Here is a 15,241-nt window from a genome sequence, read left to right as displayed (position 1 = left end):
AGCAACGATAAAAAAGGAGTTTACGTTCATGGGCACATTCACACCACTTATCTTGTTTTGGTATATTTACCCGGTAATCGTTTTGTTTGGTTGCCAATTTCTTGTAAAATTATTTTCGTTAAATCGTCGTTTTAAAATAAAAGCCCCTGATTTGGCGATTCCTTTTTTGTGGGGCGGTATGCATGCGTTGTCTAGAAACACAGCGACAATTTCTATCCTGCCGTTTTTCTTTATTTCTGTTTTACTACTGGGCATCTGTATTGCTATTTTTCAAGCATATTATTATGAAGAAATCATTTATTCGCGTTATTTCAAGATGACTTGGCGTTTGGTTTTTCTGCTGACAATCGTCTTGTACGCGGTCTTGATCATTGTGAATATACTTTCTTACCTATGAAAAAAGCAGAAAAGCTGCAAAAAGTCTTTTAAAAGGCTTTTTGCAGCTTGATTCTTAAAAAAATGTTTATGAATAAAAAAAGTTGTTCCCGGATTTCCTAGAAAAGGTGGTAGAAAGTGGGGGATTGTGGTAGACTAATTTTAGTTAGTGGAGGAATGGGGGGCTTTCAATGTTGATGGGTGAATTCCAACATAATATTGATGCAAAAGGACGTTTAATCGTTCCCTCAAAACTTCGTGAAGAACTTGGCGAAAAGTTTGTTCTGACACGCGGATTGGATGGTTGTCTTTTCGGCTATCCGATGAGCGAATGGGAAAATCTGGAAGCTAAGCTGAACGAAATGCCGTTGGCTAAAAAAGACGCACGTACATTTGTGCGATTCTTCTATTCGGCTGCCACTGAATGCGAACTTGATAAACAAGGACGGATCAATATACCAAGCACGTTAAGAAATTATGCAGCTTTGACAAAAGGGTGCGTAATCATCGGCGTATCTAACCGAATTGAAATTTGGGATGAGACACGATGGGAAGATTTTTCTGCAGAAGCAGAAGAGAATTTTGACGAAATTGCTGAAAATATGATTGATTTCGGACTATAAGAATAGGAAGAGGCTGACTAATGACTGAAACATTTCAACACTATACAGTCATGTTGAAAGAAACGGTAGATGGATTGAACATCAAATCGGATGGCGTTTATGTAGACTGTACACTCGGCGGTGCCGGACATAGTGAATATTTATTGAGCCAACTAAGTTCTAAAGGGCACCTGTATGCGTTTGACCAAGATCAAAAAGCAATCGATCACGCCAAGCTGCGTTTAGCTTCTTATGTCGAACAAGGGATGGTCACATTTATCAAAGCGAATTTCAGAGAATTAGAAGAACGCTTGAGTGAGCATGTAGATAAGGTAGATGGTATTTTGTATGACTTAGGGGTTTCCTCTCCTCAGCTAGATGAAGCAGAACGTGGATTTAGTTATCATCAAGATGCACCCTTGGATATGCGTATGGATCAGTCAGCTCCTTTAACCGCTTATCACGTAATTAATGAATATTCCTACCATGAATTAGTAAAGATTTTCTTCCGCTATGGCGAGGAGAAATTTTCCAAACAAATTGCTCGTGAAATCGAACGAGTACGAAAAACAAAACCAATCCAAACAACTGGTGAGCTTGTCGAAATCATTAAACAAGTCATCCCAGCTCCCGCAAGAAGAAAAGGCGGGCATCCTGCAAAAAGAATTTTTCAAGCTGTGCGGATTGCAGTAAATGACGAACTTGGTGCCGAAGAGACCTCTTTAGAACAGGCAATCCGGTTGTTGAAAGTCAATGGAAGAATCAGTGTGATCACATTTCACTCATTAGAAGACAGAATTGTCAAAAGTATGTTTAAAGAATATAGTACGGTTCAAGATTTACCACCGGGACTTCCTGTCATACCTGACGAATTTCAACCGGAACTGAAAGTTATTACTCGTAAACCAATCCTTCCTTCAGAGGAAGAGTTAGCAGAAAACAATCGAGCACGCAGTGCAAAGTTACGTATTGCAGAAAAAATAAGAATGAAAGAGGAGTAGAATGATGGCAGAATTAAAGAAAATGCAAGAGTACGAATATGATTTACCTGAATTGGTGGATCAGCCAGAACAACAAATGCCAGATTCTTCTTCGAATCAAGAAATCATTCTTCCACAATCACCAGCAAAACGATTGAAGCAGATTTCTGCTTTGGAAAAAATTGCTGTGGCAAGCGTGGCGATTGCTATTGTTGCTTTATGTGTTTTAACAGTCATGTTGCGTACAAATATCAGCGGAGCTGAAAAAGAAATCACATCAATACAAACAGAAATCAATGATAAAAAGCAAGAAAAAACGAGTTTAGAACAAGAAAAAAATGAACTTTCTCGTACTGAACGGATTAAACAAATCGCAGAAGAAAAAGGATTGTCTATTAATGACGACAATTTAAGGAAAGTGAAGTAAATGAGTCTTAAAAATAAAATTCGGCGGTTTATGGAAAAGAAAAATCTAAATCCGATGAACAATCGCAAAAAAGTAGGTATCATTTTATTTGCTACGAGTATTGGATTGTTCTTTTTATTTGCCGTCCGTTTCTCGTATATCGTTATTGGAGGTCATGTTGCTGGTACCTCATTAGCTGAAAAAACAAAACAGTTGTACCAAGGAAGTGAAGTAGTAAAAGCAAAAAGAGGAACGATTTATGATCGTAACGGTGTGGCGCTCGCAGAAGATGCCTCCTCTTATTCAATTAAAGCGATACTCTCAAAAACATATACTTCTGGGGATAAAAAACTGTATGTCGAAGAAAAGAATTTTGATAAAATAGCAGAAATCCTGCATAAGAATCTTTCTATAGACAAAAAAGATGCACTGAATATTTTAGAAGACGGCGCAAAAAAAGAGCTATATCAAGTTGAATTTGGTAGCTATGGGAAAAATATCTCCCAAGAAACCAAGCAAAACATCGAAGCAGATATGAAAAAAGAAGGTGTCGCTGGTCTTTACTTTGTCGACCATCAGGCTCGGATGTATCCAAATGGCGTCTTTTCTTCTCATTTTATCGGATATGCAGTTCCAGACAAAGATGAGAATGGCTTAGTTGGTAAACTAGGTTTGGAGTCTGCTTACAATGATATTTTGAGCGGTAAAGATGGTAAGATTATTTATCAAAAAGATAATTTTCAAAATCCTCTGCCAGGTACAGTAGCAGAAGAAGAAAAAGCTGTTGATGGACAAGATATCTACACGACTTTGGACAGTAGACTACAAAGTTATTTGGAAACACTGATGGATCAAGTAAATGAAGAATATCAACCGGAAGAATTGACAGCAGTCTTGATGAAAGCAAAAACTGGAGAGATTTTGGCGATGGGGCAGCGTCCTACTTTCAATCCCGAAACAATGGAAGGTTTGACTGGAGAAGATGCTATCTGGCGTAATTTCTTGGTACAAGATAGTTATGAGCCAGGATCAACCATGAAGGTTTTCACTACTGCAGCCGCTATCGAAGAAGGAGAATTCAACGAGAATGAAACCTTCCAATCTGGAAAAATCCAAGTAGAAGATGCGACGATCAATGACCATGACTTTGGTGAAAAAGGTGTGCTGACCATGCGTCAAGCTCTTTCATGGTCAAGTAATGTCGGGATGGTCATACTGGAACAGCGATTAGGCGGACGATGGTATAATTATTTACAAAAACTAGGATTTGGACAAAGTACCCATTCTGGATTAGATGACGAAGTAAATGGTGCTTTGCCTACATCAAATATTGTCGACCGAGCAATGAGTGCTTATGGACAAGCGGTAGGTGTGACGAATTTCCAAATGATGAAAGCTTTCACTTCTATTGCGAATAACGGTACAATGATTCAACCTCGGTATATCAGCAAAGTAGTGGATCCTCAAACTGGCGAAGAGCGAACAACTCAAACAGAAGTTCTAGGTCAACCTTTTTCAAAAGAAACAACAGAAAAAGTCCGTGAATATATGAGAGATGTTGTCGAAAGCGAAAACTACGGTAGTGCTTATGGTGTATATAGTGTACCTGGATACAATGTATCGGCAAAAACCGGAACAGCCCAAATCGCTTCTGATACAGGGGGATACCAAACAGGAGATACAGCCTACCTGTATTCGATTGTGGAGATGGTTCCTTCTGAAGATCCAGACTATGTCTTGTATCTAACAATGAAACACCCTAAGACATATGATCGAATGGCTCTGGCTAAAATCGCAAATCCATTGATGAAACGGGCCATGGATTTTAAAGAAACTGAAGAAGATGCGGATACAGAAACCAAAACAGAAAAAATATCTGTAGCCGATTATCGTAATCTAGAAGCAGATGTTGCAGCAGCGGATGCTCAAAAAAGCGGACTGCAACCTGTCGTTATCGGTAACGGGAAAAAAGTACAAAAACAATCAACTGCCAACGGTGATCAGTTGATTTCTGGAGAAAAACTGATTCTATACACTGGTGGCGACAAGCTGATGCCTGATGTAACGGGATGGTCAAAAGCAGATATCATGAAGCTAGGGAAAATCCTTGGTATCGAAGTTAGTTTTGATGGGGATGGTTATTGTGTCAAACAAGAACTTGCTCCATATGAAAAAATCACAAAAGAAAAACTTAATTTTACTTTAGAAGAATAAGAAGAGAAATAGGAGAGAAAAGAGCATGGAATGGACACAAGCATTGATTCCCATTGTTAGCAGTTGTGCAATGACGATTGCCGCAATGCCGCTATTTATTGGTTACTTTCAAATGAAAAAGCAAGGTCAGGCGATTCGCGAGGAGGGACCAAAGTGGCACAATATCAAAGCCGGAACTCCTACAATGGGCGGCTTAGTGTTTCTGATTGGCTCTATTTTGACAGGGATTTGGGTTGGAGCTTGGCAAAAACAGCTGACTCCTACTCTTTTCATCTTGCTTTTTGTATTAGCATTATATGGAGTAATTGGGTTTCTTGATGATTTTATAAAGATCTTCAAGAAAAGAAACATGGGGCTGAACTCGAAACAGAAACTGATTGGACAGATTCTAGGGGGAATCATCTTTTATCTTGTTTACCGTTCTGAAGGCTATCCAGGTGTATTGAATTTCTTTGGGCTGGATCTGCCTTTAGGAATCATTTATGGGATTTTCGCTATTTTCTGGCTTGTTGGATTTTCAAATGCGGTCAATCTGACGGATGGTATCGATGGATTAGTTGCTGGCTTAGGCAGCATCTCTTTTGCAGCTTACGGTCTGATTGCTTGGCATCAGCATCAGTATGATGTATTAATCATTTGTCTCAGTGTTTTAGGTGGCTTACTTGGATTCTTCGTCTATAACCGGAAACCTGCCAAGATTTTTATGGGAGATGTCGGTTCATTAGCTTTGGGCGGACTTTTAGCGGCAATTTCTATGATGCTGAACCAAGAGTGGACATTGCTTTTGATTGGCTTGATTTATGTTATGGAAACTGCAAGTGTGATGCTTCAAGTTACATCCTTTAAACTTACGGGAAAACGAATTTTTAAAATGTCTCCAATCCACCATCATTTTGAAATGTGCGGATGGTCGGAGTGGAAGATTGATACAGTTTTTTGGTTGATCAGCATTGTGACTTCATTGATCACATTATGGATCGTTTGGTAGGAGATGACAGGAAATGAAAAAAATATCAACATATGAAAATAAAAAAGTGCTTGTCTTAGGACTCGCAAAAAGCGGAGTAAGTGCGGCCAAATTATTACATGAATTGGGCGCACTTGTCACCGTTAATGACGGAAAACCTTTTGATGAAAATCCGGAAGCACAAGAATTGCTTTCTTTAGGGATAAAAGTAATAACAGGCAGTCATCCAATCGAATTACTAGATGAAGAATTTTCGTTGATGGTCAAAAATCCTGGGATTCCCTACAGCCATCCTTTAGTAGCAAAAGCCCAAGAAATGGGTATTCCGGTAATTACGGAAGTGGAGCTAGCTTACGAAGTAGCGGAATGCCCAATTATTGGGATTACAGGAACGAATGGAAAAACCACGACAACAACAATGACTGGACTACTACTGAATGCAGGCGTAGACAAAGGAGTTGCACGTTTAGCAGGAAATATTGGGTATCCAGCAAGTGGTGTCGCGCAAGAAGCGAAACCAGAAGATAAAATCGTGATGGAGTTATCTAGTTTTCAACTCATGGGAATCACAGATTTCCATCCTCATATAGCGGTGATCACCAATATTTATGAAGCACATATTGATTATCATGGCACAAGAAAAGAATACGTCAAAGCTAAATGGAACCTTCAAAAAAATATGACAGCTGAAGATTATCTGGTTCTTAACTGGAATCAGTCAGAACTACAAGAATTAGCACAAAGAACAAAAGCACGCGTCCTACCTTTTTCGACAAAAGAAGTGTTGGAAGACGGTGCGTATGCTGACGATCACGCAATTTATTATAGAAAAGAAAAAATAATGGAAATCTCTGAACTTGGCGTACCTGGTACGCATAATGTAGAAAATGCGCTAGCTGCTATTACTGTAGCAAAATTGTATGGTATATCAAATGAAGCTATACGACAAACGTTGCATTTATTCCATGGCGTGCCGCATCGTACGCAATATGTAGGAGAGATTCAAGGCAGAAAATTTTATAATGATTCAAAAGCAACCAATATTTTAGCGACTAAAATGGCTCTAAGCGGATTTGAAACGGCTAAGGTCGTGTTATTGGCAGGCGGATTAGATAGAGGAAATACATTTGATGAATTGGTTCCTTCACTAAAAGGAATCAAAGCAATGATCGTATTTGGTCAAACAAAAGAAAAATTGATCGATGCTGGAAAAAAAGCAGGCATCGAGACGATAGTAACAGCCGATTCTGTAGAACAAGCAGTTCCTTTAGCATTAGAAAACAGTACAGATGGTGATGTGATTTTATTATCACCAGCGAATGCCAGCTGGGATCAATACCCTAATTTTGAAACTAGAGGAAACCGATTCATGGAAGCTGTGAATCAATTAAAATAGAAAAAGTAGAAGCGAGCGATAAAAAATGAAAATTTTGGTTACAGGCGGAGGAACGGGAGGACATATTTATCCAGCTCTTGCCTTTGTCAATTATGTGAAGACACAAGTACCGAATGCGGAATTCATGTATGTGGGGGCAAAACGTGGTCTGGAAAATAAAATTGTCCCTGATACAGGAATGCCTTTCCATACTTTGGAGATTCAAGGCTTTAAACGAAAAATTTCCATGCATAATATCAAGACAATCCGATTGTTTCTTAAGAGTATCCGTCAAGCAAAAAAAATCCTCAGTGATTTTCAACCAGATATCGTTATCGGTACTGGAGGATATGTATCCGGAGCGGTAGTGTATGCTGCATCAAAAATGGGAATTCCAACTATTATCCATGAACAAAACAGTGTACCAGGTGTTACCAATAAATTTTTAAGCCGATATGTGGATCGGATCGCTCTTTCATTCAAAGATGCGGCTCCTTTTTTTCCTGAAAACAAATCAGTCCTTGTAGGTAATCCTCGAGCACAAGAAGTAGCAGATACTAAAAAATCAGATATTTTGAAAACGTTTGGGTTGGATCCAGAAAAGAAAACAGTCTTGATTTTTGGCGGCAGTCAAGGAGCACTTAAAATCAATCAAGCGGTATCGGTTTTTTTAAGTGAATATATTCCTTCCTCTTATCAAGTCTTGTATGCTTCAGGAGAAAGATATTATGAAGAAATCCTAAATAAAATAAATCCTGAAATACAAAACATTAGTGTCCAACCTTACATCAAAAATATGGCAGAAGTCATGGCTTCGAGCGATCTGCTAGTGGGACGTGCTGGTGCAACTTCGATCGCAGAATTTACAGCTTTGGGGCTTCCGGCAGTGCTGGTTCCTAGTCCATATGTTACGAATGATCATCAGACTAAAAATGCAATGAGTCTTGTTCATGCAGGAGCAGCAAAAATGATTGCGGATAATGAGCTAACGGGTGAATCACTAAGTCAGACAATTAACGAAATCATGGATGATGAAGAATTGCAAAAGCAAATGTGCCGAGCTTCTAAAGAACAAGGCATCCCTGATGCTTCAAAACGTCTTTATGACGTAGTGAATCAAATAATCAAAAAATAAAGGCGGTGGTCTTAGTGAGTAAGAAAAAAGAACCTAAAAAATTGTCTCATCCGTCTTCTGATGAAAACAATTTGACTCCTTGGCAAAAGGCTAACCGAAAATATCTGGCAGAACAAGGGATGAAAAACCAAGAGCCAAAAAAAGAAGACACACCATTAGATACACCCCTTTCAGATTCTGAAGAAGAAAGAACGGTTCAAGAGGAACAGCAAGAAATAAGCCAGTCAGAAAGCCAGTCCGAGAAAAAAATCGAATTTTTTGAAGAGATCAAGCAAAAGAAAAACGGTGGCCCGTATAACGGTTCTTTTTTGAATCGTCTCCCCAATTTAAAAAGTCAAAGGCATAAAGTACTGTTTCGTCGGTTAGCATTGATTATTACTGTATTGGGCATACCGCTGATTTTTTTGATCTATTATGTTTCTCCTTATAGCAAGCTACAAGCAGTTGCAGTGTCAGGTAATAAGGTAGTCAACAGTCAGGAAATCATCTCTGATACCAAATTGTCATTGGGAGAAAATGTCTGGGGGCAGTATTTCGATCGATCCACTTATATCGAACGGCTAAAAAAAGCACAGCCGAGAATCGAAAAAGCAACTATACACTTCAAAGGGATAAATGAGTTCGATTTGGATGTGACAGAATATAAAGAAATCGCTTTGATTGCAAAAGATAACCAATACTATCCAGTAATTGAAAATGGAACAGTATTAGATGAAAAAGTAGCAAATCCTACAAAAAATCTCCCTATCTTGGAAGAGTTCAAAGATTCAGCAAAAATCAAAGAATTAACAAAGCAATACAATCAGTTATCATCAGAATTGCAAAAAGCAATCTCTGAAATCAAGTATACACCAAGAGCAAGTAATAAAAACCTGATCCAATTGAACATGAATGATGGCAATCAAGTCATTGTAAATATCAATAATCTTGCGAACCAAATGAAATATTATTCGCAAGTAGCCAAAGACATGGATGAAAAAGGTGTAATCGACATGGAAGTTGGCATCTACTCATATCCTTACAGCAGTACTCAAGAAACGGCAGAATCGGACCAAACGGAAGAAACAACTGGAAGTGAAGAAAACGCGGATCAAATAAATGGGTCAAGTGAAGAGTCAGAAACGCAAGCAGCAGATACACCTGAATCGTCTGATACAAACGGCTCATCTGATTCAAATAATTCAAGTGAAACAAGTCAAATAGAAGACAATCCAAGTACAACTCCGTCAAGTTTAAATGAAAATTGATAAAACAACTTTAAAAAGTAAGAATGTACTTTCTAAAAACCAGTAATTTATGGTAGAATTGAAAGCAGTGAATATATCTATTAATAAGTATATTTTAAAACGGACGCTAGTTGTTCGCTTGTATATGGAATAGTAAGTAGGAGGGAATCCCATTCATGGCAAAAACAGGAATGTATGTAGGCCTTGATATTGGAACGACATCTGTTAAAGTTGTCGTGGCTGAATATATCGACAGCCAAATGAATATTATTGGAGTAGGAAACGCAAAATCAGAAGGGATTAACCGAGGCATTATCGTTGATATCGATAAAACGGTCCAAGCGATACAACGAGCAGTACGACAAGCAGAAGAAAAAGCAGGTATCCAGATCAAAGGCGTAAGTGTCGGTTTGCCAGCAAACATGCTTGAAGTAGAAAATTGCCAGGGAATGATTGCAGTTAACGGAGATTCAAAGGAAATCACCGATGAAGATGTCAGAAATGTGGCTTCTGCTGCCCTTGTTCGTTCAATACCTCCTGAACGTCAAATCGTGTCAATTTTGCCACAAGATTTTACTGTCGATGGATTCGAGGGGATCAAAGACCCTCGTGGAATGATCGGCGTAAGATTAGAAATGTACGGTCTGTTGTTTACCGGACCAAAAACGATCATCCATAACATACGTAAATGCGTGGAAAATGCCGGATTAATCGTCAATGAAATGGTGATTACTCCTTTAGCGCTGACAGAATCAATTCTTTCTGACGGAGAAAAAGATTTTGGTACGATTGTTATTGATATGGGTGGTGGCCAAACGACAACAGCTGTTATGCATGATAAGCAATTGAAGTTTACCAGTCTCGACCAAGAAGGTGGCGAATTTGTCACTAAAGATATCTCTATTGTATTAAATACGTCTTTTAACAATGCAGAAGCGTTGAAAATAAATTACGGGGATGCATATCCAGAACGGACATCACCAGATGAAGAGTTTCCAGTAGATGTAATTGGCCAGTCAGAACCAGTGAAAGTCGATGAACGCTATTTGTCAGAAATTATTTCAGCTCGTATGGAACAGATTTTCAACAAAGCAAAAGATGCATTGGACCAAATCGAAGCATTAGAGTTGCCAGGTGGCGTCGTATTGACAGGCGGAGCTGCTAGTCTTCCAGGTGTTGTGGACTTGGCGCAAGAAATCTTCGGCGTAAATGTGAAACTGTATGTTCCAAATCACATGGGACTGAGAAACCCGGTATTTACAAATGTAATAAGTATCGTTGATTATTCAGCAAACTTGAGCGAAGTGTATCAATTGGCAAAAATTGCTGTTACAGGTGAAACCTCAGCAGCTCGTCAAATGGTAGTTGAACAAGAAACAACAAACACATATGAAAGCTATGAAGCACCTGAAGAAACAGTCTACGATGAGCCGGAACCAAAAGAATCCGGAGAAAATGTAAAAAATAAAATCAAGGGTTTCTTTACAAATATTTTTGATTAATTCATCCTGGGAGGAATAAGATATGGAATTCTCAATTGATAATAATATCAATGACGGCGCAGTAATCAAAGTCATTGGAGTCGGCGGTGGCGGTGGAAATGCTGTGAACCGAATGATTGAAGAAAACGTCAAAGGTGTTGAATTCATTACGGCCAACACAGACGTGCAAGCATTAAAAAATTCAAAAGCTGAAACAGTTATCCAATTAGGACCAAAATATACTCGTGGTTTAGGTGCTGGTTCTCAACCAGAAGTTGGACAAAAAGCGGCAGAAGAAAGTGAACAATCCTTACGCGAAGCTTTAGACGGTGCAGATATGATTTTCATCACTGCAGGAATGGGTGGAGGAACTGGTACAGGTGCTGCGCCAATCGTTGCAGGGATTGCTAGAGAACTGGGCGCATTGACCGTTGGTGTCGTTACACGTCCATTCACTTTTGAAGGACCTAAACGTGGTCGTTTTGCTGCAGAAGGTATCGCTCGTTTGAAAGAAAATGTGGATACATTATTGATTATCTCAAATAACCGTTTACTAGAAGTTGTAGATAAAAAGACACCAATGCTTGAAGCTTTCCGTGAAGCAGATAACGTTTTACGTCAAGGTGTACAAGGTATCTCTGACTTGATTACGGCACCAGGTTACGTTAACCTTGACTTTGCTGACGTGAAAACAGTGATGGAAAACCAAGGTACAGCATTGATGGGAATCGGTGTAGCTAGTGGAGAAGATCGCGTAGTAGAAGCAACGAAAAAAGCAATCTCCTCTCCATTGCTTGAAACATCTATTGATGGAGCGGAACAAGTACTTCTTAACATCACAGGCGGTTTGGATATGACATTGTTTGAAGCACAAGATGCTTCAGATATCGTAGCAAATGCAGCAACTGGCGATGTAAATATTATTCTAGGTACATCTATCAATGAAGAAATGGGCGATGAAATCCGCGTGACGGTCATCGCAACAGGTATCGATGAATCAAAAAAGGAGCGCAAGTCTAGCCGTCCAGCTAGACAAGCACAAATGCAATCACCTGCTCAAAAGACTGTATTAGATATGGATCAAGCAAAACCAACTTCTGCAGAAGAAGAAAACAGTTTTGGCGATTGGGATATCAGACGTGAACAAAATGTTCGTCCTAGAGTTGATGATTCCAATTTTGACAATATCGAAAAAAAAGAATTTGATACATTCAACCGCGAAGAAACAAAATCTCATGGCGATGATGAATTAAATACGCCACCGTTTTTCCGTCGTAAAAAATAAAGGAGAGGAAGAGCACATGATTGCTGACAACTTGCAGAAAATCAAGCAAGAAATTCAGGATTCGTGTGCTCTTGTTCATCGTGATCCGAAAGAAGTTACATTAGTAGCTGTAACAAAATCTGTTGAATCAGCTCAAGCTGAAGAATTGGTCAGAGCTGGCGTTATGAATTGTGCAGAAAACCGAGTAGATAAACTATTACAAAAGAAACAAGATTTATTTGATTTTCCCGAAATAAAGTGGCATTTAATTGGTAATTTACAGCGCAGAAAGGTAAAATTGATTGTAAATGAAATTGATTACTTTCATGCGTTGGACAGTTTAAGATTAGCAGAAGAAATCCAGAAGCGGTTAGAAAAAGAATTATCCTGTTTTATTGAAGTAAATGTTTCTGGTGAGGAATCAAAACATGGAATTTCACCAGATGAGCTTTTACCGTTTGTGGAATCTTTAGCTGCCTGCACAAAAATCAAGGTTGTTGGGTTAATGACTATGGCGCCTAAAGAAGCTTCTGATGAGCAAATCCATAAAGTGTTTGGTACGCTGAAAGAATTGCGTGATCTTGTTCAAGCAAAAGGTTATGCCCATGCACCATGTAATGAATTAAGCATGGGGATGAGTCAGGATTTTCAAATTGCGATTGAAGAAGGTGCAACATTTATCCGTGTAGGAACAGCGCTATTCAAAGACGAATAAAGGAGGAACAAAAATGCCGCTTTTAAACAGAGGAGCAATTGCTAATTTTTTCGGATTAGCTGATGAGGAAGAGTACGAATACCAAGATTATCCTGAAACAACAAAAAAGGCTGTACAGCCAACTAAAAAAAATACAACACAGAATCAACCAACTCATTCTGTATCTGCTGCGAATACTCATGAGAAACAAAAAACGGCGACTTCACGTCCTGTAACGCATGAAAGTATTCAGCCGGCTGAAAAGAAAAAAGTAATTGAACTACATCAATCACCTACAAAAACTGTAGCGAAAGAAAGAACAGCTTCAAGAACGTCTACACAACCTAAAGCAAACCTTGCAGGAAAAATCACTGTGATGGAACCAAGAGCTTATTCTGAAGCGATGGCGATTGCTAAACGAATCATCGCTGGTGAAGCAACCTTAGTGAATTTTCATTTAGTGGAAGAAAAGCAAGCGAGAAGAATCGTTGATTTTCTAACAGGAACAGTTTATGCATTAGATGGAGATATCAAACGCGTTGGAGATGAGATTTTTCTTTGTACACCGACAGGGATGGAGATTGACAGTTCAACCGCTCAATCTTTTGCAGATGCGAATTTGTTTGATCTGTAAGAGGAGGAACTACGATTTATATTATTGCGCTATTACTTCATTTAATTGAACGGGCAGCCTATTTCTATAGCATTATCTTGATGGTATATGCTTTGCTCTCTTGGTTTCCAGGCGGTTATCAATCAGGATTAGGACGGTTTTTAGCTAAGATCTGTGAACCGTATATCAGTTTATTCGATCGTCTGCCTTTAAGGATCGGTCCTTTGGATTTCACGATTTTAGGGGCCATTCTAATCTTGAACTTAGCCGTACAAGGATTAGCACAGATCGTTATATGGATAACTATCCATTTAGTTTATTGATTCAAGCAACAAAATCTTTATTCTCAGAATAGATAGGAGGGGAAAATTTTGGATGGAAATGTATACCAGCACTTTCGGGCAGATGAACGTACATTTATCGACTCAGTAGGTGATTGGATTGAACAAGTTCAAGGACAATATGCGCCATATCTGACTGAATTTCTTGACCCCAGACAATCCTATATTTTAGAAACACTGATTCGGCAAAGCAGTGATTTGCGTTTCATGTTTTATGGTGGATATGAACAGGCAGAAAGAAAAAGATGTTTGATTTTCCCCGATTATTACGAACCTGTAGAGGAAGATTTTGAAACAGCATTGTATGAAATCCATTATCCTAGCAAATTTGCCAGTCTAAGTCATGGGAAAATCCTCGGGACTTTAGTGGGAACAGGTATCAAACGTTCTTACTTTGGCGATATCATCTCAGATGGCGATCGCTGGCAAGTATTTATTGCAAATGAGGTGGATCATTTTGTTGCTGCACAAGTAACAAAGATTGGAAAAGTTGCTGTACGCTTGGAACCAATCAAATACACAGAAATGATTTTGCCGAAAGACAGCTGGACACAAGAAAGAGGAACAGTTAGTTCTATGCGACTGGACAGTGTGATCTCTGAGATTTATAATATTTCCAGACAGCGGTCCAAGCAGCTGATTGAAGCTGGTAAAGTAAAAGTGAATTGGACAGAAAATACAAGACCTGATTTTGTACTTGAACTATTAGATATTATTTCAGTCAGGGGTTACGGCAGAGTCCAGATCCAAGAACTTGAGGGAAAGACGAAAAAAGAAAAGTACAGGGTGTTGTTTGGTGTATTACGTAAATAAAATAAAAAGGTGGTTTACTCATGGCTTTAACTCCATTAGATATCCAAAATAAGACATTCCCAACAAAAATGCGGGGATATAATCAAGACGAAGTAGATGATTTCTTAGATTTAGTTGTTCGTGACTACGAAGAATTGACTCAAAGAAATCGTGAATTAGAAAAAGCAGTCAAACATTCAGAAGAAAAACTTGAGTATTTCAATGAATTGAAAGATGCATTGAACCAATCGATCATCGTAGCTCAAGACACAGCGGATAAAGTAAAAACAAGTGCAAGCAAAGAATCTGAAGTGATCGTTACTTCTGCACAAAACAAAGCAGATGAGTTAGTTGCGAATGCTGAAAAACGTGCACACCAATTAACAACTGATGCAGAAGAAAAAGCAAGAAAAATCTTGACAGATGCAACAGAAAAAGCAAGACAGCTTGCGACAGAAACAGAAGATCTTAAGAAAAAGACACGAGTATTCCATCAACGTATCAGCTTGATGCTTGAATCTCAATTGGAACAAGTGAAAAGTCCAGAATGGGACGAAATTTTACAACCATTCTCTAGCTATGTGACTGACAGCCATGAAGTGATCAAAGAAGTTTTAGCAAAACAGCTTGACAACGAAAATGATACTGATGTAAACTCAGACACAGGAGTCATAGAAGCGCCTATGACGGCATTTGATACACAGGCTATCGATATTTCAATCGTACCTGGTGAACATGAAAACGAGTAGAACAGAAAAGCACTTTGTTATTCTTAA

General features: G+C 38.8%; 16 protein-coding genes. All 16 read left to right on the top strand.

Annotated elements, in window-relative coordinates:
- The first annotated feature begins 28 nt into the window (after window positions 1-28).
- The 16 genes from AC1F25_RS06845 (at window position 29) to AC1F25_RS06770 (ending at window position 15,214) form a co-directional block, all read left to right on the top strand.
- On the top strand, window positions 29-397 hold the full coding sequence (locus AC1F25_RS06845) for a DUF3397 domain-containing protein (RefSeq protein WP_002310272.1): 369 nt from the start codon (window positions 29-31) through the stop codon (window positions 395-397).
- Window positions 398-566: 169 nt separating this feature from the next.
- Window positions 567-998, top strand: coding sequence for a division/cell wall cluster transcriptional repressor MraZ (gene mraZ / locus AC1F25_RS06840; protein WP_002291870.1), 432 nt, complete (start codon window positions 567-569; stop codon window positions 996-998).
- Between the two features lie 20 nt (window positions 999-1,018).
- Window positions 1,019-1,978, top strand: a complete 960-nt coding sequence (rsmH, locus tag AC1F25_RS06835) for a 16S rRNA (cytosine(1402)-N(4))-methyltransferase RsmH (protein WP_479993992.1) — start codon at window positions 1,019-1,021, stop codon at window positions 1,976-1,978.
- Window positions 1,979-1,982: 4 nt separating this feature from the next.
- Window positions 1,983-2,384: a cell division protein FtsL gene (ftsL, locus tag AC1F25_RS06830; protein ID WP_002297992.1), complete on the top strand. Its 402-nt coding sequence runs from the start codon at window positions 1,983-1,985 to the stop codon at window positions 2,382-2,384.
- On the top strand, window positions 2,385-4,577 hold the full coding sequence (locus AC1F25_RS06825; RefSeq protein ID WP_002344049.1) for a penicillin-binding transpeptidase domain-containing protein: 2,193 nt from the start codon (window positions 2,385-2,387) through the stop codon (window positions 4,575-4,577).
- 25 nt (window positions 4,578-4,602) lie between these two features.
- A complete protein-coding gene (gene mraY / locus AC1F25_RS06820; protein ID WP_002344050.1) occupies window positions 4,603-5,565 on the top strand; it encodes a phospho-N-acetylmuramoyl-pentapeptide-transferase in 963 nt (320 codons plus the stop codon).
- 13 nt (window positions 5,566-5,578) lie between these two features.
- The gene (murD, locus tag AC1F25_RS06815; protein ID WP_002344051.1) at window positions 5,579-6,940 is read left to right on the top strand and encodes a UDP-N-acetylmuramoyl-L-alanine--D-glutamate ligase; all 1,362 of its coding nucleotides are present in this window, start codon (window positions 5,579-5,581) and stop codon (window positions 6,938-6,940) included.
- Between the two features lie 25 nt (window positions 6,941-6,965).
- Complete coding sequence (gene murG / locus AC1F25_RS06810; protein WP_002310278.1) at window positions 6,966-8,054, top strand: undecaprenyldiphospho-muramoylpentapeptide beta-N-acetylglucosaminyltransferase; 1,089 nt, start codon at window positions 6,966-6,968, stop codon at window positions 8,052-8,054.
- A gap of 14 nt (window positions 8,055-8,068) precedes the next feature.
- Window positions 8,069-9,301, top strand: a complete 1,233-nt coding sequence (locus AC1F25_RS06805) for a cell division protein FtsQ/DivIB (protein ID WP_002316940.1) — start codon at window positions 8,069-8,071, stop codon at window positions 9,299-9,301.
- Window positions 9,302-9,456: 155 nt separating this feature from the next.
- The gene (gene ftsA, locus AC1F25_RS06800; protein ID WP_002291855.1) at window positions 9,457-10,782 is read left to right on the top strand and encodes a cell division protein FtsA; all 1,326 of its coding nucleotides are present in this window, start codon (window positions 9,457-9,459) and stop codon (window positions 10,780-10,782) included.
- A 22-nt stretch (window positions 10,783-10,804) separates the two neighbouring features.
- Complete coding sequence (gene ftsZ, locus AC1F25_RS06795; RefSeq protein ID WP_002291854.1) at window positions 10,805-12,046, top strand: cell division protein FtsZ; 1,242 nt, start codon at window positions 10,805-10,807, stop codon at window positions 12,044-12,046.
- A 16-nt stretch (window positions 12,047-12,062) separates the two neighbouring features.
- Window positions 12,063-12,740: a YggS family pyridoxal phosphate-dependent enzyme gene (locus tag AC1F25_RS06790; RefSeq protein ID WP_002310280.1), complete on the top strand. Its 678-nt coding sequence runs from the start codon at window positions 12,063-12,065 to the stop codon at window positions 12,738-12,740.
- Between the two features lie 13 nt (window positions 12,741-12,753).
- Window positions 12,754-13,353 carry a cell division protein SepF gene (locus AC1F25_RS06785; protein WP_002310281.1) on the top strand — a complete coding sequence of 200 codons (600 nt, stop codon included), beginning with the start codon at window positions 12,754-12,756 and terminating at the stop codon, window positions 13,351-13,353.
- 23 nt (window positions 13,354-13,376) lie between these two features.
- Complete coding sequence (locus AC1F25_RS06780) at window positions 13,377-13,655, top strand: YggT family protein (protein ID WP_033627191.1); 279 nt, start codon at window positions 13,377-13,379, stop codon at window positions 13,653-13,655.
- Window positions 13,656-13,703: 48 nt separating this feature from the next.
- Window positions 13,704-14,486, top strand: a complete 783-nt coding sequence (locus AC1F25_RS06775; protein ID WP_002310283.1) for a YlmH family RNA-binding protein — start codon at window positions 13,704-13,706, stop codon at window positions 14,484-14,486.
- A gap of 20 nt (window positions 14,487-14,506) precedes the next feature.
- Window positions 14,507-15,214: a DivIVA domain-containing protein gene (locus AC1F25_RS06770; RefSeq protein ID WP_002291846.1), complete on the top strand. Its 708-nt coding sequence runs from the start codon at window positions 14,507-14,509 to the stop codon at window positions 15,212-15,214.
- Window positions 15,215-15,241 lie beyond the last annotated feature (27 nt).

The organism is Enterococcus sp. M-BR2 (assembly GCF_056612775.1).
The sequence above is the reverse complement of the archived record's forward strand: the minus strand, read 5'-3'. Positions and strand labels throughout refer to the sequence as shown.